This window comes from Undibacterium hunanense, from assembly GCF_014284335.1.
Lineage (GTDB): Bacteria > Pseudomonadota > Gammaproteobacteria > Burkholderiales > Burkholderiaceae_D > Undibacterium > Undibacterium hunanense.
Map to the genome: position 1 here is coordinate 44,756 of NZ_JACOGF010000021.1, position 20,800 is coordinate 65,555.

A 20,800-nucleotide genomic window follows, 5' to 3' on the forward strand; every position below is an offset into this window, starting at 1 on the left:
CGGGAGCGGAATTCGACATATAGTCCGGAATATTTTTCTGTTTCTGTATTCTGAACCTGTTTGAAAACTCCTCTGTCAGTTTGCAATACCCGCCTGACCGGAGAAACCCTCTGCCATGCCTACCAGGGCCGGACGGCGTACGCGATAGCCAGGCACCAGGACAGGGAAGTGGCGATAGTCAAGAAGGCATCCGCCTTGTAGATCAAGTCAGGGGCGAATTTATTCAGGCCCAGGTGTTGCGCCAGTGTGATGATAATTTGCCAGCCATTGAAACCAACCATTGGAAATAAATGGTAAGCGGCCAGTTTTGCTGCGACGATGCCCATCAGCGTCAGAAATGTCGATGAATCAATCAGGCGACCAGCCTCATGCAGCAGGATTTGTGCGTCGTCGAACGGTGACAGCGCACCCACTACATATTGCACCGGAAACGCGATCCAGTCATGCCAGGCACTCGCACCAACTAACACCACAGCCAACACCAGATGAACAGTGCAACCAGCAAGGGCAATCATGATCTGTCGCGCTATAGATTGGTGATCAAATGCGAATGGAAGGTCATTGTCGCTGACGTCACAAGCACGTGAATCGAGAAATTTGACATAGCCATTTATTGGTAACAGCTTCAGGATAAATCCGTTGTGCTTTATCAGTACCGGCCCCAGGCCTATGGATATTGCCATTATCCTGACACCAGCGGCCCGCCCTGCTGCTGCAATGCTCATTATGTGGAGGGCATTACAGATGACGATAATGATGAAAAAATTGAGCATGACTGATAGCGTATCGATGAAGTAGATGATGGCGATTGCATGAAATTGTACTGCGCCAGCCAACTCTGCAGATCAATAGCTCAACATGCGCTGACAGAAAGGAAAATAAATGACAGAAGAGACTCTGGAAAAATATGCATCATATATTGGCAGGGGATGTCTGTATATTGAACGTCAGCTGTCATCACAGCTTGACCAATACTGAATGCGATATTCAATGACTATCAATGACGCTATCTCCCGGTAATTGCCAGACAGCCGGGCATGATATGGGAATAAACCAGCTGATTTGCCGCTACGCAAAAACCCAGACGCTACGCCAAGCCCGCGACAACTTCTGCAACCAGCCAGCAGCCTCGGTTTGCTGTATCAGTAATTCACTCGCTTCCAGCGCCTGCACGTCTACCCAGCCGTGGTGTTGCGGTTGATAAGACATGCCCGCACAGAGCAGGGTATCCACTTGCCAGGCCACGCCTTCGAGAAACTGGGGTGCGGATTGTATCTGTAGCTTGCCGGATTGCACGCGCAGGCTGCTGCCCGGTACTAACAGGCATTGCAGGCGCTGGCCTTGCTGGATTTTGTGGCATTGCATGATGATGTTCCTGAAGAATTCAAATGGTTGATGTGGCTTTCAGGATAGATCCTGGCGGGCAGGCCGCACAGACACAGAAAAAGTCTATCTGTATCGCATCAGACAATCGTTTTATAATCTGTTATCGTGCAGATAGGCTAAAACTGTATCTGTGCACGACGGCTTAAACATCTCATGATGAGACTATGCAAACCATCCCGCTTTATCGGCAACTGGCCGACCACTACCTGAATGCGATACGTTGCGGTACGCTGAAAGTGGGCGACCGCATGCCGTCGGTGCGCAAGCTGATGCAGGTGCATGGTGTCAGCCTGTCGACGTCATTGCAGCTTTGCCGCCATCTGGAAACCGAAGGCTGGCTGGAGGCACGTCCACGGTCCGGCTATTTCGTGCGGCAGCCACGCCGGGCGCGGCTGATACCGGCGCAGGAACCAACAGTGGGCAAGCTGATTGACCCGGCACAGTTTGTCGGTATTCATGAACGGGTATCTGAAATCATTTCCCAAGGGCAACGACCAGTCAAATGCAATCTGGCACGCGCAACTGGCGGCCCGGCCCTGTACCCTCACCAGCAACTGCGCAGCCTGACCGTCAGTACGCTGCGGCGCTATCCTGAACTGCTGACCAAACCGATCTCACCCGGTGGCAACCGTGAACTGAAAGCCGCACTGGCCAAACGTGCGCTGGATTGCGGCATCAGTATTTCTGCAGAAGAAGTGGTGATCACCAATGGCTGCATAGAAGCGCTGAACCTGGCATTGCGTGCGGTGGCACAGGCTGGCGATGTCATCGCCGTCGAGTCGCCCACTTTTTATGGCCTGTTGCAGGTACTGGAAAGCCTGGGCATGAAGGCGCTGGAAATCCCCACCAGCCCCAGCACCGGGATTTCACTGGAAGCGCTGGAACTGGCAATGCGCACCTATGACAATATCAAGGCGGTGGTGGTGGTACCGCATTTGCAGAATCCGCTCGGCAGCATCATGCCGGAACAGCACAAGCAAAGGCTGGTGGCCCTGTGCGAAGCGCAGCAGATTCCCCTGATTGAAGATGATTCGTATAGCACGCTGGTGGATGGTGACAAGATACCGACCGCACTCAAACACTGGGACCATAGCGGCAATGTGATTTTTTGCGCATCCGTGCACAAGATACTGGCACCTGGCCTGCGTGTGGGCTGGATACTGGGTGGACGCTGGCAAGCCCGTGTCAACATGCTCAAATATGCGCATACCCGCTACAACGAAGAATTGTCGCAGATCGTTGCGGCCACCTTCATCCTGTCATCTGCCTACGACCGCCACCTGCGGAAACTACGTAGCACCCTGGCCCAGCAAAGGGAAAGAACGGCAGAAGCCATCGCCACCTATTTCCCCGAAGGCACACGCATGAACACGCCTGCCGGTGGCGTATCGATCTGGGTGGAAATGCCGCCCAATACCTCATCCAAGGCGGTATTTGATGCTGCACTGGAACAAAGCATCCTGGTGTCACCGGGCTTGCTGTATTCAAATTCAAATCGTTTTGATCATTTCCTGCGCATCAACTGCGGCATGCCCTATACCCAGGACCTGGATGATGCCATGCGCACCCTGGGCCGTATCATCCAGCACAAGTCTCATCTCAAACAGCATATTGCAGCCTGACTTATTGGGCACTCAAATAGGCGTTTAAATGGCCGCCTGGTCTCTTGCAAATGCACAATTCCTGCGGTTGAGTTACCACCATCTGCGTACTATGCTGTAGTCAGTGCCGTGACAATTTTTACGGATGCCTCTTTTTCGTGCATCCGGCTGAAGCTGTGGAAAGCCACAATTGTGCATCCCAGCGGCATTTTCGATAATGGCGCCATCGACGGAACTCAATTCCGCGTCTTGCCCGCCAAAATCTTTTTCAGAAAAGCGGGATTTAATGACATCCAACGGAGACCAAGGATGAAATCTCAGCCCCTCTATAAGTCCCTCTATTTCCAAGTCATCTCAGCCATTATTCTGGGCGTGTTGCTTGGCCATTTTTATCCTGAATCCGGCGCGTCCATGAAGCCGCTGGGTGACGGCTTTATCAAACTCATCAAGATGATGATCGCTCCGATCATTTTCTGTACTGTCGTGGTCGGTATCGCTGGCATGGAAGACATGAAAAAAGTTGGCAAGACCGGTGGCATGGCCCTGCTGTACTTTGAAGTTGTCAGTACCCTGGCACTGATCGTCGGCCTGATTATCGTCAACCTGGTGCAACCTGGTGCCGGTATGCATATCGATGTGCATACACTCGATACCAAGGCGCTGACGGCCTATGCTGGTCCCGGCAAGATGCAGACCACGACAGAATTCCTGATGGCGATTATTCCTACCACGCTGGTGGATGCGTTTGCCAAAGGTGAAATCCTGCAAGTGCTGATGATCTCGGTATTTTTTGGTTTTGCACTGCATCGTTTTGGCGGTCGCGGCACAATGATTTTCGACTTTGTTGAAAAACTCTCGCATGTGCTGTTCGTCATCGTTGGTTACATCATGAAGGCAGCGCCCATCGGTGCATTCGGTGCGATGGCTTTCACGATAGGTAAATACGGTGTCGGTTCGCTGGTGCAGTTGGGTTACCTGATGGGGACCTTCTATGCTACCTGCCTGATCTTCATCTTCGTGGTCCTTGGCACCATCGCCAGACTGCACGGCTTCAGCATCTGGAAATTTATCAAATACATCAAGGAAGAATTGCTGATCGTATTGGGTACGTCTTCTTCAGAATCAGTCTTGCCGCGCATGATGGCAAAACTGGAAAATCTGGGTGTGAAAAAATCCGTGGTGGGCCTGGTGATTCCTACCGGTTATTCCTTCAATCTGGATGGCACCTCGATCTACCTGACCATGGCTGCCGTCTTCATCGCCCAGGCCACCGATACACCGATGACGCTGATGCAGCAAGTCACCCTGCTGGCTGTATTGTTGCTGACATCAAAAGGTGCGGCAGGCATTACCGGCAGTGGCTTTATCGTGCTGGCAGCAACGTTGTCCGCTGTTGGTGGCATCCCGGTTGCTGGCCTGGCACTGATCCTGGGCATAGACCGTTTCATGTCGGAGGCACGTGCCCTGACCAACCTGATCGGGAATGGTGTCGCCACCATCGTCGTCGGTAAATGGGGCAATGATGTCGATATCCTGAAAATGCAAAAGCGCCTGAACAACGAATCAGCAGAAGAAGCCGATGACCCTGAACTGGTGCTGGACAAGACACAACTGCACATGGCAAATCAGCGTTGATATTGACGCGTATTGACGCAAACAGTAACAATGAAAAAGCGGACTTGAAGTCCGCTTTTTTGCTTTTGTTGACCCTGCTGTTATTTCCTTCTCATTACGCTTTGCGCAAATGCCGCATCGCCAGCGTCAGCGCCATCACCTGCACGGTAGCCGCCAGAAAGAAGGGCGCTCCCAGCAAGACACTGCCCTTGTCCAGGTGACTGACCTGCCCCACCAGCGATGTTCCTATCAGGGTTGCAAACACGCTCATGATGCTGGCCAGCCCAGTCAGTGAACCCATGGCAATACCTTGCGAACGCGCATCCACGGCACGCGAGAAAAATCCCTGCAAGGCAGGACCAGCAGCAAATGCCAGCACATTACACAAGATCAGCACATACATCATCCAGCCCTGATTCGCCAGGCCATACATGGTCAGGGCAATGGCAGAAGAAGCCAGACCAATCAGTACGGCATTGGCATCACCCACACGTTTGATATAACGGCCCAGAAACACGCCCTGCATCAGCACGCTTGAAATACCGACCATGAACAGCGACAAGCCGTTTTGCATCGGCGTCCAGCCAAAGCGCAATTCGGTCGACAAGACCCAGGTTGTCTGTAAAGTAAATTGCGCAAACATGGTCAGTGCATACACCCAGACCAGGGCACCGACACCACTCAGATGCGACAAACCACGCAGACCGGCAAAAGGATTGGCAGCAGAAATATGGAAAGCCTTGCGATGGTCGGGCGCCAGCGATTCAGGTAAAGAGAAATAACCGTACACCACGTTGGCCAGCGATACCGCAGCCGCCAGGTAAAACGGATAGTGGATATGGGCCTCACCCAGCACGCCGCCGATCACCGGGCCGCAGATAAAACCCAGACCAAACATGGCACCTATTTTACCCAGTGCCTTGCTGCGGTTTTCCGGACTGGACACGTCAGCGATGTAGGCATTGGCGACTGACAGGTTACCGGCAGTCACGCCACCGATGGCGCGCACCACCAGCATCCAGTAAATGCTGGTGACCTGGGTCAGCAAGAGAAAATTCAGGCCCAGGCCAAATACGCAGGTCAGCAATACCGGGCGACGGCCAAAACGGTCGCTGAGTGCACCTATCATGGGTGCAAAGACAAACTGCATGACACCATAAATGGCGACGATGGCCCCATACCAGTAGGCCTGGCTGTCAGCCTGGCCGATATAACTGCCCACCAGGCGTGGCAAGACGGGAATGATGAGCCCTATGCCAAGAATATCCAGAAATACGGTAATCAATACAAAACGCACATTGGTCGGTAGCGGTTTGGACGCATCAACCTGCTCAGGATTCATCATATCTGCTGACTTTCAGGCGAAATAATCAAAGCGCAATAGTATATGATTACCGCTGGATACAGTCGCCAAGAGGACAATATGGCTTTGTTTGACCACTTTCTGATCATTGCCCTGCTGGTTGCCATCAGTGCATTTTTTTCCATGTCAGAAATTTCGCTGGCCGCCGCACGCCGGGTAAAACTGCAAATACTTGAAGCAGAGGGGGATTTGCGCGCTGCCAAGGTGCTGGCATTACAACAGGAACCCGGGCATTTTTTCACCGTGGTGCAAATCGCACTGAATGCGGTCGCCATACTTGGTGGTATTTTGGGTGAACAGGCGCTGACGCCGTATATTTCCAGGCTGTTCATCTCTATCGTCGGACTCAACAACTGGGTGGAAACAGCCAGTTTCGTCACGTCCTTCCTGTTCGTGACTTCGCTGTTCATCCTGTTTGCCGATCTCATGCCCAAGAAAATTGCCATGATTTCACCAGAAGCCGTGGCCATGCTGGTGGTCGCCCCCATGCTCTTGTGCGTGCGGCTGTTCAAACCGCTGGTCTGGGTTTTCAACGGCCTGGCCAACCTGCTGCTGCGCATGCTGAATCTGCCTACCGAAAGAAATGAAAAAATTACCTCGGACGAAATCTATGCCATGGTGGATGCCGGTGCCGAAGCCGGGGTCCTGCAAGAACGCGAACACCATATGATAGGCAATGTGTTCGAGCTGGAAAGCCGCACCGTGCCGTCAGCCATGTCGCAGCGCGACAGCATCGTCTTCTTCACCCTGCAGGATACAAATGTGGTGATACGGCAAAAAATCGCCGAGCATCCACATGCCAAGTTCCTGGTGTGCGATGGTCATATCGACAATGTGGTCGGTTATGTCGAATCGAAAGATATCCTTAAGCGCGTACTGACCGACCAGGCATTTTCCAAGGTGCAGGAATTATCCATACGCACCGCTTTGGCCGTGCCGGATTCACTGACCCTGTCAGAAATGCTGGAACAGTTTAAGGGGACGCGCGAAGATTTTGCCGTCATCCTGAATGAATATGCACTGGTAGTGGGCGTGATCACCCTCAATGACGTGCTGAGTACGCTGATGGGCAACCTGGTCCATCCTTTCATGGAAGACCAGATCGTCCAGCGTGATGCCAGTTCCTGGCTGATCGATGGTGCCACGACGATAGAAGATGTCTGTCGCGCCCTTGATATTGATGCCTTGCCTGAGCAGGGCAGCTATGAGACTATCGCTGGTTTCATGATGACCATGTTGAAGAAGATACCCAAGCGCACCGATTACGTCATGGTCGGGGTGTACAAGTTTGAAGTCGTCGATATTGATCATTACCGGATTGATCAGTTACTGGTAGTGCGTATGTCTTCCCACGACGCCATACATACTGTCTGAGCATGTGGTCATCATCCCGTCCGGCAGCACCGCCGGGCAAATCGCTGGAACAGTGTGTTCTGAGTCTTTGGTTTTTTATCAGGAAGTTTCATGTCGCAAGCATGTGGAGTAGATTTTGGTACCTCGAATTCAACGGTAGGCTGGCATCGTCCAGGCCAATCAGCATTGTTGCACCTTGAAGAAGACAAAGTCACCCTGCCATCGGTCGTATTTTTCAATGTCGAAGACGATGAAGTCACTTACGGCAGAGCTGCGCTGAGCAATTACCTGGCTGGCTATGAAGGGCGCCTGATGCGCTCCATGAAAAGCCTGCTTGGCACCAGCCTGATGGATGGGCAAACTGAAGTACAAGGCAAGGCCCTGCCTTTTCGCCACCTGCTGGCACAGTTTATTGGCGAGTTGAAGCAACGCGCGGAAAAATCGGCCGGTGCCCATTTTGACCGCGCCGTACTGGGTCGCCCCGTGCATTTTATCGATGACGACAGCAAGGCCGATCAACTGGCCCAGGATACGCTGGAAGAAATTGCCCGCGCTGCCGGTTTCAAGGAAGTACAGTTCCAGTTTGAACCGATTGCTGCCGCCTTTGATTATGAATCGCGCATAGAAAAGGAAGAACTGGTCCTGATTGCCGATATCGGCGGTGGTACTTCCGATTTTTCCCTGGTACGCCTGTCACCGCAACGCGCCAGCAAGCTTGAGCGCAAGGACGACATCCTGGGCAATGGCGGTGTCCACCTTGGCGGCACCGATTTCGACAAATACCTGAGCCTGACCCATGTCATGCCGCTGCTTGGTCTGGGCGGACGGCTGGGTACGCAAATCGAGGTGCCATCCAGCTATTACTTCAACCTTGCCACCTGGCACACCATCAACCTGGCCTACACACAAAAAGTCTGGCGTGAATTACAGGAAGTCTATCGCGACATCAACAATGCCGATCTGCGCCTGCGCTTCGAACGCCTGCTGCGCCTGGTGGAAGAACGCGATGGCCACTGGCTGGCAATCCGCTCTGAAGAAGCCAAGATATTATTATCAGATCAACAATCCATCAGTCTGCCGCTGGACCGACTCCGCAGCAAACAGAGTTCCGCAGCCTGCCTGCTGGAACTGGACCAGGCAAGCTTGCAAACTGCCATTTCGCATTTGACCATACAGATAGGCGATACCGTCAACAGCGTATTACAAGCTGCCCAGGTCCGGCCCGAACAGGTCGATACCGTCTTCTTTACCGGCGGTTCCAGCGGTGTACGTGGCTTGCGCCAGCAAATTGCCAGTATCGTGCCGACCGCACGCAAGGTCGAGGGTGATCTGTTTGGCAGCATCGGTGCAGGCCTGGGTCTGGATGCTGCACGCCGTTTTGCCTGAGACACAGGGATTTTCTGTTTCACTATTGCTCACAATAATTTGTGGCTGGTGAAACAAAGAGGGTATTTTTTCCTGCCCTTGCAGCGGCAAACTTACACTATACTGGAATGCATAGAAGCAAGTATCCATGATGTAAGCCCTGAGGTATCAATCCCAGATTGCAATAATGAACTTTTCTATCCGGAGAAGGCATGTCGAATGTGCAAGATGATGATGAACTGTTCATCATAGAAGATACGGCAGATATCTCCGGAGACCCCCGGCTTGTGCGCAGCTGGAAAGTGGCCATCGTCGATGATGATGAAGATGTCCACAGCACCACCTGCTTTGCTCTCCAGTATGTACAGATACTGAACCGCCCGCTGGAATTCATCCACACCTATTCCAAAGACGAAACCCGCAGGGTATTTGCAACAGAAAGCGATATCGCCGTGGTCTTGCTGGACGTAGTCATGGAAACTGAACATGCCGGCCTGGAGCTGGTCAGTTTCATCCGCGACGAACTGGGCTGGGCAGATACCCGCATCATCCTGCGTACCGGCCAGCCCGGCTATGCGCCGGAAGAAGAGGCGATACGCGACTATGACATCAATGACTACAAAACCAAGAATGAACTGACACGCAAGAAGCTGCTGACTTCGCTGACTGCCGCCATCCGTTCGTATGAACAGATACGCACGATAGATGCCAGCCGCCGTGGCCTGCACCAGATCATCACTTCCAGCGCAGCGTTCACCTTTGATCATGGCATCCAGGCATTTGCCAGTGGCGTGATTACCCAGATTGCCGCGCTGTGTGGCGTCCCGCCCGAAGGCCTGTTGTGCGCCCAGGGTGAATTGAATGAAATGGATGAAGAAGCAACACCCGAAATCTTCAATGTGATTGCCTCGGCCGGGCATTACAGCCAGTTGATGAATTGTCCGATAGAAAAAATCGACAATACCAAGATACGGCAGGCCTTGCGCCACGTGCTGACCAGACGTGAACCCTTGTTTGGCCCCTACAGCATGACGCTGTATTTTTCCGGACGTGGCAACCGCCCACTGGCGGCTTATGTCGATCTGCCTTTCCCGCTGTCAGACATCAACCGTGACCTGCTGGAGGTATTCTGCGCCAATCTCGGGGTCTGCCTGGATAACCTGAGCCTGGTCAATCAGCTTAAAAACCACGCTTACCGCGACCAGTTGCTGAAGCTGCCAAACCGCCTGAAATTCATCGATCAGATCAGTTCGGCACTGGAACAAAATCAACCGGCACAAATGGTGGCATTGCTGGACATCGACGATTTTGCTGAAATCAATGATGTGCTCGGTCACCACTATGGCGACCTGTTGCTGAAAGCCGTGGCCGACCGCTTGCGCGACCAGTTGGGCGAGGGGGTATTCTTTGCCCGTATCTCGGGCGATGTATTCGGCTTGCTGGGCGACCAGGGCTTGCTCGAACCCGAGACCTTGCGGCAATTGTTTAGCCTGCCGTTTACAATAGAAGCCACCGCACATTCGGTGTCCATGTCCATAGGCATGGTGGCGCTGGAAGGTTATCACGGCGATGGCGCCGAACCGCTGAAAGATGCCAGTATCGCTTTGAAGCGCACCAAGATACATCAGCGCGGCAGTTGCACCCTGTTCACCCGTTCCATGGGTATAGAAATACGTGAACGCGCCACCCTGATGCAGCATCTGCACAAGGCTTTTGATGCCGAACGCCTGTTCCTCATGTATCAGCCACAGGTAGATCTGGAAACCGGGCAATTTACCGGCCTGGAAGCCCTGATACGCTGGCGCACCGACGATGGGGTGCTGATACCGCCGAACGATTTCATTCCCCTGGCTGAATATTCCGGTCTGATCATCAGCCTGGGTGCCTGGGTATTGCGTACCGCCTGTTTCATGATGATCCGATTGCAAAAAGCCGGTATTGCTCCGCAGCGCATGGGGGTGAATGTATCAGTCATACAATTCCGCCAGGATGATTTTATCGATATCGTCGAAAAAGCCCTGAAAGACAGTGGTCTGGCCCCGTCCAACCTGGAGCTGGAAATTACTGAATCAGTCACCATGAGCAGCGCCGCCATGTTTGAAACCCAGCTCAGCAAACTCAAAAACCTGGGGGTCAACATTGCGATTGATGATTTTGGTACCGGCTTTTCTTCCCTCAGTTATCTCGACAAACTACCGGTGGACAGGCTGAAAATAGACCGTGCCTTTGTGAACCAGATTGATACCCCGGAAGGCCCGCGCATTGCCGAACTGATCACCCAGCTGGGTAAAAAGCTGGGCCTGCAAGTGATCGCCGAAGGGGTGGAACATGCCATCCACTGGAAGACCCTGGAAGCCATGGGTTGTCATGAAGGCCAGGGTTTTTTTATTGGTCGCCCCATGCTGGAAGACAAACTGATTGAATGGATACACACCAAGGGCAACAGCATGCGTCCGCAGTAAATACTTGACGTAAAATGCCTGTTTCACCCTTTGCAGTCAGGTATCAAGACCAATGGTACGCCGCACTGTAGCGTCTTCCCGATCCACAAAATAAAAATGCAGGCAGGCATTGCTGCCTGTCTGCATGTGATTCAACGATATAGATAAACCGGAATTCAGTTTTTCTTGTCGCCCATTGGTGGACGACCACCGCCATCACGGTGCATGTCATGGCCAGGACCACCAGGGCCGCCCGGACCACCATTACCACGGTCGCCTTGTGACATACGTTCACGCATACGCGATTCCATACGGCGATGGCTTTCATCAAAAATCTTTTGCTGGTCAGGTGTCAGCACGGCATAGAAAGTTTTCAGTGCAGTCAGACGCGTCTGCATTTTTGCCAGATGCTCTTTCATTTTTTCCAGACCTTTTTCCATGCGGTCTGGTGTGCTCAGTTTTGCCAGTTCCTTATGATCCGGACGGGCTGGCAAGGTGCCAGGATTCATCGCATCAGTAAAGGTTTTCCAGGCAGGTTCCTGCGCCGCAGTGATTTTCAATTTATCATGCAGTTCTGCCTGATGCTTGGCCGTACGCTCTTTCATTTTTTCGGCCCACTTGGCCGGATCTGCCGGTGCGCGACCATGGCCAGCGTGATCACCTGCGGCTGTTGGTGCAGGCGGTGCTGGTGGTGTTGATGGAGCGCTTTGTGCAAATGCACCGGCGGCAATTCCTACCGTAATAACTGTCAAACCAAGAGCTAATTTTTTTTGTAAGGTATTCATAATTTTCGCTTTCTTAAGAGACTCAACATACTCGCTGCCTTGTCTCCGGCATACTGCAAAACGGCGAGTAACCTGACTGTGACGTGACCCTCAGGACCTGAACCCAATCAGATAGGCAGGCTGTTCCAGCGCTTGCCACCCATCCCATTTTGCTCACATCCCGGCATTGCTGCCTCAGACATTGAGCGTATCTTGCGCGACAGATGTAACCCAAAAATGTCGTTCTGCCATCGCTTTGTATCGACGTGTAACAACCTGGAGTACCATACGATGGTATGTTACGTACTGTTGTTACGTACTGTTTCCTGATCGGTTTATCATAACAAGCCGATACAAAATCTTCGTTTCTATAGGACGGACCAGGCTCATAATGAAACCCATGGACACACCTAATAAAATTCTCATTGTTGATGACGACCGCGACATCCGCAATTTGCTGGCCGATTATCTTGATAATAATGGTTATAGTACGGTCACCGCTGCCGAAGGCAACGCGATGTGGGCCGCCCTGCAAAATCAGCAAATTGACCTTATCGTGCTCGATCTGAACCTGCCGGGTGATGACGGCCTGACCCTGTGCCGCACCTTGCGCAGCAAATCAACCCTGCCAGTCATCATGCTGACTGCACGCGGCGAACCGCTGGACCGTATCCTTGGTCTGGAAATGGGTGCCGACGATTACCTGCCCAAGCCGTTTGAGCCGCGTGAGCTGCTGGCGCGCATACGCAGCGTGTTGCGGCGCATCCAGACCAATATCAATCCGCATACCGGCGAAGCGCTGCAAAAATTGAAATTTGCCGGCTGGACGCTGGATCTGACGGCACGTCACCTGATCAGCCCGGACGATATGGTGGTGTCATTGTCGGGTGCCGAATTCCGTATGCTGAACATCTTTCTGGATCACCCCAACCGGGTCCTGAATCGTGATCAGTTGCTGAACATGACACATGGCCGCGATGCCGATCCGTTTGATCGTTCCATCGATATTCAGATCAGCCGCCTGCGCCAGAAATTAAGGGAAGATGCGCGCTCGCCACAAATTATCAAGACTGTCAGAAATGGCGGATATGTACTGGCCGTGACCGTCGCGGTGGAGCAAGAATAATGAAAATTTTGTCATCGATGTGGGGCAGGGTATTTGCCATTCTTTTGCTTGGTGTCGTTGCATCCACAGCGCTGACCTGGTCGCTGGCTTTTGGCGAGCGCCAGAAAACCATTAGCCAATACCGTGACTCGCATGCGGTGGAGCGGGCTGAACAGCTGGTACTGGCGCTGGATGCACTGCCAGCCGACAATCGTGAAGCTTTTCTGATCACCGCACCACGCCTGGGTTTGCAGGTAGCGACACTGCCCGCCGAAACATCAGACCAGGCACCCCGCTCGGAATATGCAGCAGCCGTCAGCGAAAGACTGGGCAAAACCTTTCGCGTGATGTCGCTGGCACAGGATCCGGCATCTTGCCCACGTTCACCACAAAACATCCAGACTAACCGCCTGCCCTGTGAAGCACTGGGCATCACCCTGCATGACGGCACCGCCTTGCGTCTGACTGTCTTGCCGCCACGCAGCCCGGCACCCCCCTTACGGCCCGACTTCATCCAGTATCTGTTTCTGTTCCTGGCCAGTATCGCTGTATTGACGTTCATCATTGCACGCATGTCCATGCGTCCCTTGCAGCAGATGGCGCAAGCCGCGACGGCGCTGGGGCAGGACATCAACCGTCCGCCCCTCCCAGAAAAAGGCGCGACCGAAATTCTGCAGGCAACCCGCGCCTTCAATGCCATGCAGGCCAGGATACGTCAGCATATTGCCCAGCGCACCCACATGCTGGCAGCCATCACCCATGATTTGCAAACCCCGCTGACCCGTCTGCGCCTGCGCCTGGAAAAGGTCAAGGATGATGAGCTGCGCGACAAACTGATAGAAGATTTGTCCGGTATGCAGATGATGATACGCGAAGGCCTGGATCTGGCCCGCAGTATGGACAGCAATGAAGCCCTGAAACCGCTGGACCTCGATTCCCTGCTCGACAGCGTCTGCGCCGATGCGGCCGATGCTGGCCAGAATGTCAGCTTTCAGGGTCAGCCCGGCGTCACTGTCATGGCCAGGCCGCAGTCCCTGCGTCGCTGCCTGACCAACCTGATCGACAATGCCGTCAAATATGGCCACTACGCCAAAGTCAGCCTGGTAGCCGGCAAGGATGCCGCCAACGATGTCATGCACGTGCTGATACGCGATGGTGGCAGCGGCATACCACCCGAATTGCAGAACAAGGTATTTGAGCCTTTTTTCCGCATAGAAACCTCGCGTTCACGCGAATCCGGCGGTACTGGCCTGGGCCTGACCATCGCCCAGAATATCGCCCAGCAACACGGTGGCACACTGCAACTCAGCAATCTTTCAGAAGGTGGACTGGAAGTACGGCTGACTTTACCTTTGCAGGTGAGTTAAGCCTGTTTCAAATGAAGGCGGGCACCAATAGCGCCCGACCTTTGTCTTCCATAGATACATGTCAGCATTCATTCCATAGCATTCAGGACACCGCCACCGACATCATGCTGATGGCGCCCAGTTCCATGCCTTCGGCAAACAAGGTCAAGCGTTCATCTGGCCGCTTGCTACCCAGCACATACAGCAGGGGCAGGAAATGCTCATTGGTCGGTACGGACAGACTAGCATCATTGCCAAACTGTTCATAATGCACCAGCTTGTCCCAGTCTTCGTCGAGAATGGCGGTGCGGATGCTGTCATTGAAGCGTTGCGCCCAGTCATAGGCTCGCACCTGCTGTGACATGCGGCGCAGATTGTGGACTACATTGCCACTGGCCATCAGCATCACGCCTTCGTCACGCAAGGCACCCAATTGCCGCCCCAGTTCAAAATGCCAGGCGGCAGGCTGCGATAAATCCAGGCTCAGTTGCACGACAGGTACATCTGTTTGCGGATACATCTTGACCAGCACTGACCAGGTACCATGGTCCAGACCCCATTGCTGGTCTTGTACCACTGTCATGGGCGCCAGCAATTCAGCCACGCGGGCCGCCAGGGCAGGATCACCGGCAGCCGGGTACTGGATATCAAACAGCGCTTGCGGAAAACCGCCGAAATCATGAATCGTCCTTGGCCTGGGCATGGCCGTCACGGCTACACCACGCGTCATCCAGTGTGCAGACACCATCAGGATTGCCTTCGGGCGTGCCAGTGTTTGTCCAAGATCATGCCAGGCACGGGTATAGTCATTGTCACCCAAGGCATTCATGGGGCTGCCGTGACCGATAAAGATGGCGGGCAAACGTGGGGATATGGACATGGCAACTCCTGCTGGCACTATGCTGACGAAAGTGTCAGCATAGTGCCAGAATACGCCAAAAGCCCTGTGTATGTTTGCCAGCCAGAACCATGACATGTGTTGACATCGTTTTTAGCCAGGCTAAAAATATGTCAACACACTGTACTCCCCTGTAAAATCCGGAAAAAAGCTTAAGGATAAAAAAACATGATTAATTTACAGCTAGGTGATGTCAGCCATATCATCCAACTTGCGATTGCCCCGGTCTTCCTGCTGACCGGCGTCGGTACTACGCTTTCTGTATTGACCAGCCGGCTGGCGCGCATCATCGACCGTTCACGGGTGGTTGAAGACCTGTTGCACGGTCACGATGCCGTACTGCCTGTCCCGCCGGGCCTGGAAGAAGAACTGCATGAACTGTATGAACGCTCACACCTGATCAACCGGGCCATTACGCTCAGCACCTCATGCGGCTTGTTTATCTGCCTGGTCATCGCGACTCTGTTTATGGGTGACGCCACCAGTTTGAGCCTGGATAAACCCATTGCCCTCTTGTTTGTTGCCGGTGTTTTTTCGTTGATAGGCAGTTTCATGTACTTCCTGCGTGAAATTTTCGTGGCAACCAAGACCCTGACCCGCCAACGCGAGCTGGGACGCCATAAAATCATTGCACGTGAATAAACACTGAAGCTGCATGAAAAAGCCCCGCTGCCTTGTAACAAGACGGCGGGGCTTCACATTTCAATCATCACTTTCCAACTGGTATTTTCCGACTATCTATTGCCTGTCAGCAGCAGCCCCTTACTTGGGCAAGGGCTGTACCAGTACCAGGACATCAACGGATGCAGTAGCCGGATTGGCGACGGTAATCGGTTGATAACTGCCACCGGCACGGAAAATCAGTATCGTATCGGTAGTCACTGACGGAGCGACAAAACCGGCATTGCCCGTGCTTGCACCGGCAATAAATACTGAAGGCCCGGCCACTTGCGACCAGCTGTAATAGACAATATTTGATCCGGTATTGGAAGGTGCATCCACCTTCAAAGTCACGGCACTACCCGACAGCGCAACCTGGGTAGGTGTATACGACACCAGGGAAATCGGTGTCAGCGGATCAACGTAGAACACCACATCCAGTTGCGTAATCGGGTCCAGTGAAAAACCGCCGGATGTAATTACCGAATTGGACACATTCAGCGTGAACACGAAAGCGGTTCTGGTGCTGATCAGCTTGGGCAGGGCGGTACTGGCGACGCTGGAGAAGGCATTGAACAGCTCTACCGCAGGGCCGGATTTCTGTTTCCAGAAATAATAAATGGGTGTGCTGGAATCCACTTTGCCATTGACATCATATTTGACCGATTTGCTGCCATCCAGGGTGATCGTCGCACCTGCCACCACCGTACCACCGCTGTAGGAAATAGGTACGATCGTTGGTTTGATGATGGGAGCAACCGTGACTGTCTGGGTGGCAGTGCCGACCTTTTGCTTGTCATCCGTAACACGGCATTGCAGTTTCACGGCGGTAGATGCGGTCACCACGGGTGCAGTAAAGCTGGTCGCGGCGGTATCTGCCGGTGCCAGGGCAATGGTCGTACCGGCAGCATCGCTGACTACCCATTGGTAAGAATATGGCTCGCCCGTGGCGGCCGGTGTACCACCGCTGCCGGCACAGGTCAGGCTGACCTTGTCACCGGATGAGGCGGTCGTGTTGCCGCTGATCTTGGCCACAGGATTGGCGGTGGTGGATGCTTCCTGCTTCACCAGCAAGGTTGTGGACGCCTTGACGGTATTGCCTTTGACATCGACCGCATTCAGGGTGAACTTGTAGGTGTAGTCGGCGGTTAGCAAGGCAGGCGGTGTCACCTGCAGGACACAACTGGCTTCTGCACCGCTGGTGCTTTTCTGTATGGTCTTGCAATCGGCATTGGTCACGGCGGACAGTGCATTGGCAGACAGGGTCAGGTTTTCTACCTGCCAGTACATATTCGTGATGACACCGGCCGTGCTGCTGGCCTGGCCAGTAAAACTCAGCGGCGCCCCACTTGTCACCGTCAGCGCATCAGGCACCGAAATCGCCATGGGATTGGCAGCCGTACCGCCAGATGAGCCCGAACTGCTGCTGCCACCACCACCGCAGGCCACCAGTGCCAGGCTGGAAAAAACGACTAGGACTGTTTTGATTTGCTGAAACACGCTGACTCCGATGACTTACAAAATAGAGAAATTCTCACCATTGTAGCTTCATGCTGGCAATTGCAATACCTTTAGGCCAAGTGTTGACAAAATGTTTCATGTTTTCACCAGACTGAATTTATTTGCGAACGACCGTGCAAAAATGCTTTAGGTGTGGCACTCTAATAAAAAAACCGACCAAAACCCGGAGACACTGTGATATGAACACTTTACATTATGCCCACTGGCCACAAGGCCTGCCCCACCATCTGCTCGCGCCTGAGGCCAGCGTATATACCAATCTGCAGGTGTCGGCGCTACGCTACCCTGACAAACCGGCCATCGTCTTTTATGACTCGGTCATCACTTATCGCCAGTTACATGAAGAAGTGCTGGCACTGGCGGGCTATCTGCAGCAGGTCTGCGGCGTGCAAAAAGGCGACAGGGTCTTGCTGAACATGCAAAACAGCCCGCAATTTGTGATCGGCTTTTATGCCATCCTGCGTGCCGATGCCATGGCGGTGCCGGTCAACCCCATGCTGATGACAGATGAGCTGGCCCATTACATCGCCGATAGCGGTGCCAGGACAGCCCTGGTATCGCAAGAGATATTTGCCCGCCTGCAACCATTGATCGGCCATGATACATTGCAGAATGCAGTAGTAGCTACTTACTCCGATCATTTGAATGTGGCCACTGACCTGACCATTCCTGATTTTATCAAAGCAGAACGGCAAGTACCTGACCAGGCTGGCATCAGCAGCTGGCAGGCTGCCATCCAGGCAGGACACCAACCGAACATCCATCAAGCCGGACCGGATGACCTGGCCTGCATGCCTTACACCTCAGGTACTACCGGCAAACCCAAGGGTTGCATACACAATCACCGCTCGGTCATGTTCAACATCGTCGGCAGCCCCACCTGGTCGGGCGCAATAGTCGCCACCCATGTGGCACTGGCCGTCTTGCCATTCTTTCATGTGACCGGCATGCAATCGGTCATGAATGCCATGATCTATTGTGGCGGCACCCTGGTGATACTGCCACGCTGGGACCGCGATGCCGCCGGGCAACTGATTACCCGTTATGCCGTCAGCAACTGGACGCTGGTGCCATCGATGATGATCGATTTCCTGTCGAATCCACGTCTGGCTGAATATGACATTTCCAAACTGACCAGAGTATCCGGCGGTGGTGCGGCCATGCCGGCTGCCATTGCACAAAAACTGCTGGAACTGTCAGGGCAGGTATATATGGAAGGTTACGGCCTGTCCGAAACCATGGCCCCATCCCACCTCAACCCGCCGCAGCGCATGAAGCAACAATGCCTGGGCATGCCGTATTTCAACGTCGATTCGCGCGTGGTTGACCCGACCACCTTGCAGGAGGTGAAACAAGGCGAAACCGGCGAAATCTGGATCAACGGCCCGCAAGTCTTCCAGGGCTACTGGAATGATCCGCAAAAGACTGCCGATTCATTTGCCGAACTCGACGGCAAGCAATTCTTCCGCTCCGGCGACCTTGGTTACATAGACCCGGAAGGCTTCTTCTTCTTCACCGACCGCCTGAAACGCATGATCAACGCCAGCGGCTTCAAAGTCTGGCCAGCCGAAGTCGAATCCATGATGTACCAGCACCCGGCGATACAGGAATGCTGCATCATCTCCGCCCACGACGCCTACCGCGGCGAAACCGTGAAAGCCGTCATCGTCAAAAAACCCGGCAGCGACATCACCGCAGAAGAGATCATGACCTGGGCCCACGACAAAATGGCCGCCTACAAGGTACCGAAATTTGTGGATTTCGTGGACAGCCTGCCGAAGTCAGGTACGGGAAAGGTGATGTGGAGGACTTTGCAGGAGAAGGAATCGGCGAAGAAATAGGGGGAAACACAAGCTAATTACGGCAATTTAATTGCCGTTGTGGTGCCACTGGGTTTGACGTTGCTGTTGGGTTTGACGTTGCTGTTGGGTTTGACGTTGCTGTTGGGTTTGACGTTGCTTTTGACGTTAATCCGCTTGGGACGATGTAATTTGTGCGTCACAGAAAATGGAGAAAGAAGATCCGATGTTTGAGCGAAGCGAGTTGCGGATCTTCCCATTTTTTGTGATGCACAAATTATGCTGAAGCGCAGCGTAAGCACCCGTAGGGCAAGTCTGCGGTCGCCTTTCTTTGATTCCTTTCTTTGGCGAAGCGGTGTGTGTCAAGGTAGTTGTCGCCTCAATTTAAATTAAGCAGCCTTCATGTACGCCTTTTCTTCTACACGAACCTTCTCTGGATTGAGATAGACGCTGTCCCCCAGTGACCAGTTCCGTGTTTCTCCCGACCAGCGCAAAGGATTTTTCTGTCTGGCCAATTGATACACGCTTGCACGTTGTATCAGTAAAGTACTGGACTCACCACGATGCCTTTGTCCTGGTGTCAGGTATTTCAAAGCACTATGGCAATGCTCTTCGTTATACCATTCAACAAATTGCGTGACCCATAGACGTGCTTCATCCAATGTGTCAAATGGCCGTTCAGGCCATTGAGGGCAGTACTTGGCTGTTTTGAACAAGGCTTCCGCATAGGCATTGTCATTGCTCACTCTGGGACGGCTAAAAGAAGGTACCACTCCCAGGTCATACATCGCTGAGAGCATGTTGGCTCCTCTCATGGCAGTGCCATTGTCTGAGTGTAGTATCAGTGGCTTACCTGCTATCTGTTCCCGCAGACATCCACGCCACAGAAGATGGCTGGCGTGCTCTGAAGACTCTCTCTCGTGTACTTCATTGACCACCAGCTTGCGACTATAGATGTCTTTCATCATGTACCAGTAAAAGAATTGTCCTTTGACTGTAGTTGGTAACCAGGTAATGTCCCAGCACCAGACTTGATTCGGGCTACTTGCCTGATGGGTAGTCAGAGGGCGTTTCTGTGGGGCCTTGCTTCTGCCTCGTCGTTGACCTTGCCCAGCGGCTTTCATGACGCGGTAAAAGCTCGATTCAGAGGCAAGGTAGATGCCTTGATCTGCCAGCTTGGGAACAATCTGGTGCGGTGTCAGGCTGGCATACTCAGGGAGATTGGTGGTCATTAATAAGGCAGCCCGCTCTGGCTCGCTAAGTTTATTGGCTGGTTCCGGATGGATGACATCGGGCCGTCTATCCTTGGGCGTGTGCCGCCAGCGCTGCACGGTGCGCTCACTAAGTCCCAGCAATTCACAAGCCAGATGTTGGCGTGCGCCAGCAGTGACGGCTTCATTGATCAATTGCAAAGCGTCAAGGCGATCTGGGGAGGCGGTCATTCTTCCTTTGCCACTCCCCAAATCGCCGCGGCTTTTTTTCTTAACACCAATAATGCCTCCGACTCTGCCAGTTGATTCTCTCTCTTGATGAGCTTGCGTTCCAGTTCGTTGATTCGTCTGGTTTGGCTGGCACTAGGATGGG

17 protein-coding genes are annotated in these 20,800 nt (G+C 53.3%); 9 read left to right on the top strand and 8 right to left on the bottom strand.

Annotated elements, in window-relative coordinates; all coding sequences use genetic code 11:
- Nucleotides 1-119: 119 nt before the first annotated feature.
- Together H8L32_RS25870 and H8L32_RS25875 are read right to left on the bottom strand one after the other, a co-directional pair.
- Nucleotides 120-773 carry a site-2 protease family protein gene (locus H8L32_RS25870; RefSeq protein WP_268977655.1) on the bottom strand — a complete coding sequence of 218 codons (654 nt, stop codon included), beginning with the start codon at nt 771-773 and terminating at the stop codon, nt 120-122.
- A 295-nt stretch (nt 774-1,068) separates the two neighbouring features.
- Nucleotides 1,069-1,365 (bottom strand): hypothetical protein, encoded by a 297-nt coding sequence (locus H8L32_RS25875; RefSeq protein WP_186950754.1) that lies wholly within the window; start codon nt 1,363-1,365, stop codon nt 1,069-1,071.
- Nucleotides 1,366-1,550: 185 nt separating this feature from the next.
- On the opposite strand from H8L32_RS25875, the gene H8L32_RS25880 reads away from it, so the two are divergent.
- Together H8L32_RS25880 and H8L32_RS25885 are read left to right on the top strand one after the other, a co-directional pair.
- Nucleotides 1,551-3,008: an aminotransferase-like domain-containing protein gene (locus H8L32_RS25880; RefSeq protein ID WP_186950755.1), complete on the top strand. Its 1,458-nt coding sequence runs from the start codon at nt 1,551-1,553 to the stop codon at nt 3,006-3,008.
- A gap of 288 nt (nt 3,009-3,296) precedes the next feature.
- A complete protein-coding gene (locus H8L32_RS25885) occupies nt 3,297-4,622 on the top strand; it encodes a dicarboxylate/amino acid:cation symporter (RefSeq protein ID WP_186950756.1) in 1,326 nt (441 codons plus the stop codon).
- A 94-nt stretch (nt 4,623-4,716) separates the two neighbouring features.
- Here the strand turns inward: H8L32_RS25885 and H8L32_RS25890 are convergent, their stop codons facing one another.
- The gene (locus H8L32_RS25890; protein WP_186950757.1) at nt 4,717-5,943 is read right to left on the bottom strand and encodes an MFS transporter; all 1,227 of its coding nucleotides are present in this window, start codon (nt 5,941-5,943) and stop codon (nt 4,717-4,719) included.
- An 81-nt stretch (nt 5,944-6,024) separates the two neighbouring features.
- Here H8L32_RS25890 and H8L32_RS25895 point away from each other — a divergent pair, with 81 nt between their 5' ends.
- From H8L32_RS25895 to H8L32_RS25905, 3 genes are all read left to right on the top strand, one after another.
- A complete protein-coding gene (locus tag H8L32_RS25895) occupies nt 6,025-7,338 on the top strand; it encodes a hemolysin family protein (protein WP_222619500.1) in 1,314 nt (437 codons plus the stop codon).
- A gap of 90 nt (nt 7,339-7,428) precedes the next feature.
- The gene (locus tag H8L32_RS25900; RefSeq protein ID WP_186950758.1) at nt 7,429-8,703 is read left to right on the top strand and encodes an Hsp70 family protein; all 1,275 of its coding nucleotides are present in this window, start codon (nt 7,429-7,431) and stop codon (nt 8,701-8,703) included.
- A gap of 191 nt (nt 8,704-8,894) precedes the next feature.
- On the top strand, nt 8,895-11,144 hold the full coding sequence (locus H8L32_RS25905; RefSeq protein ID WP_186950759.1) for a bifunctional diguanylate cyclase/phosphodiesterase: 2,250 nt from the start codon (nt 8,895-8,897) through the stop codon (nt 11,142-11,144).
- 155 nt (nt 11,145-11,299) lie between these two features.
- Here the strand turns inward: H8L32_RS25905 and H8L32_RS25910 are convergent, their stop codons facing one another.
- On the bottom strand, nt 11,300-11,908 hold the full coding sequence (locus tag H8L32_RS25910) for a Spy/CpxP family protein refolding chaperone (protein ID WP_186950760.1): 609 nt from the start codon (nt 11,906-11,908) through the stop codon (nt 11,300-11,302).
- 379 nt (nt 11,909-12,287) lie between these two features.
- Here H8L32_RS25910 and H8L32_RS25915 point away from each other — a divergent pair, with 379 nt between their 5' ends.
- A complete protein-coding gene (locus tag H8L32_RS25915) occupies nt 12,288-13,013 on the top strand; it encodes a response regulator (protein ID WP_186950761.1) in 726 nt (241 codons plus the stop codon).
- Nucleotides 13,013-14,359, top strand: coding sequence for an ATP-binding protein (locus H8L32_RS25920; protein ID WP_230412426.1), 1,347 nt, complete (start codon nt 13,013-13,015; stop codon nt 14,357-14,359). Before H8L32_RS25915 ends, H8L32_RS25920 begins: the two co-directional genes overlap by 1 nt.
- Before the next feature lie 82 nt (nt 14,360-14,441).
- Here H8L32_RS25920 and ygiD read toward each other — a convergent pair whose 3' ends face one another.
- Nucleotides 14,442-15,218, bottom strand: a complete 777-nt coding sequence (gene ygiD, locus H8L32_RS25925; RefSeq protein ID WP_186950762.1) for a 4,5-DOPA-extradiol-dioxygenase — start codon at nt 15,216-15,218, stop codon at nt 14,442-14,444.
- Nucleotides 15,219-15,407: 189 nt separating this feature from the next.
- Here ygiD and H8L32_RS25930 point away from each other — a divergent pair, with 189 nt between their 5' ends.
- Nucleotides 15,408-15,878, top strand: coding sequence for a DUF2721 domain-containing protein (locus H8L32_RS25930; RefSeq protein WP_186950771.1), 471 nt, complete (start codon nt 15,408-15,410; stop codon nt 15,876-15,878).
- A gap of 120 nt (nt 15,879-15,998) precedes the next feature.
- Here the strand turns inward: H8L32_RS25930 and H8L32_RS25935 are convergent, their stop codons facing one another.
- On the bottom strand, nt 15,999-17,396 hold the full coding sequence (locus H8L32_RS25935) for a hypothetical protein (RefSeq protein WP_186950763.1): 1,398 nt from the start codon (nt 17,394-17,396) through the stop codon (nt 15,999-16,001).
- A 200-nt stretch (nt 17,397-17,596) separates the two neighbouring features.
- On the opposite strand from H8L32_RS25935, the gene H8L32_RS25940 reads away from it, so the two are divergent.
- Nucleotides 17,597-19,258 carry a long-chain fatty acid--CoA ligase gene (locus H8L32_RS25940; protein WP_186950764.1) on the top strand — a complete coding sequence of 554 codons (1,662 nt, stop codon included), beginning with the start codon at nt 17,597-17,599 and terminating at the stop codon, nt 19,256-19,258.
- 17 nt (nt 19,259-19,275) lie between these two features.
- Here H8L32_RS25940 and H8L32_RS25945 read toward each other — a convergent pair whose 3' ends face one another.
- Together H8L32_RS25945 and H8L32_RS25950 are read right to left on the bottom strand one after the other, a co-directional pair.
- Complete coding sequence (locus H8L32_RS25945; RefSeq protein WP_186950765.1) at nt 19,276-19,419, bottom strand: hypothetical protein; 144 nt, start codon at nt 19,417-19,419, stop codon at nt 19,276-19,278.
- Nucleotides 19,420-19,605: 186 nt separating this feature from the next.
- Nucleotides 19,606-20,658 (bottom strand): IS3 family transposase, encoded by a 1,053-nt coding sequence (locus tag H8L32_RS25950; protein ID WP_186950766.1) that lies wholly within the window; start codon nt 20,656-20,658, stop codon nt 19,606-19,608.
- Nucleotides 20,659-20,800: the final 142 nt, after the last annotated feature.

What these genes read in the sequence shown, in the direction of transcription:
- H8L32_RS25870 (WP_268977655.1), bottom strand. Translation starts at nt 773, where the DNA reads ATGCTCAATTTTTTCATCATTATCGTCATCTGTAATGCCCTCCACATA.
- H8L32_RS25875 (WP_186950754.1), bottom strand. Translation starts at nt 1,365, where the DNA reads ATGCAATGCCACAAAATCCAGCAAGGCCAGCGCCTGCAATGCCTGTTA.
- H8L32_RS25880 (WP_186950755.1), top strand. Translation starts at nt 1,551, where the DNA reads ATGCAAACCATCCCGCTTTATCGGCAACTGGCCGACCACTACCTGAAT.
- H8L32_RS25885 (WP_186950756.1), top strand. Translation starts at nt 3,297, where the DNA reads ATGAAATCTCAGCCCCTCTATAAGTCCCTCTATTTCCAAGTCATCTCA.
- H8L32_RS25890 (WP_186950757.1), bottom strand. Translation starts at nt 5,943, where the DNA reads ATGAATCCTGAGCAGGTTGATGCGTCCAAACCGCTACCGACCAATGTG.
- H8L32_RS25895 (WP_222619500.1), top strand. Translation starts at nt 6,025, where the DNA reads ATGGCTTTGTTTGACCACTTTCTGATCATTGCCCTGCTGGTTGCCATC.
- H8L32_RS25900 (WP_186950758.1), top strand. Translation starts at nt 7,429, where the DNA reads ATGTCGCAAGCATGTGGAGTAGATTTTGGTACCTCGAATTCAACGGTA.
- H8L32_RS25905 (WP_186950759.1), top strand. Translation starts at nt 8,895, where the DNA reads ATGTCGAATGTGCAAGATGATGATGAACTGTTCATCATAGAAGATACG.
- H8L32_RS25910 (WP_186950760.1), bottom strand. Translation starts at nt 11,908, where the DNA reads ATGAATACCTTACAAAAAAAATTAGCTCTTGGTTTGACAGTTATTACG.
- H8L32_RS25915 (WP_186950761.1), top strand. Translation starts at nt 12,288, where the DNA reads ATGGACACACCTAATAAAATTCTCATTGTTGATGACGACCGCGACATC.
- H8L32_RS25920 (WP_230412426.1), top strand. Translation starts at nt 13,013, where the DNA reads ATGAAAATTTTGTCATCGATGTGGGGCAGGGTATTTGCCATTCTTTTG.
- ygiD (WP_186950762.1), bottom strand. Translation starts at nt 15,218, where the DNA reads ATGTCCATATCCCCACGTTTGCCCGCCATCTTTATCGGTCACGGCAGC.
- H8L32_RS25940 (WP_186950764.1), top strand. Translation starts at nt 17,597, where the DNA reads ATGAACACTTTACATTATGCCCACTGGCCACAAGGCCTGCCCCACCAT.
- H8L32_RS25950 (WP_186950766.1), bottom strand. Translation starts at nt 20,658, where the DNA reads ATGACCGCCTCCCCAGATCGCCTTGACGCTTTGCAATTGATCAATGAA.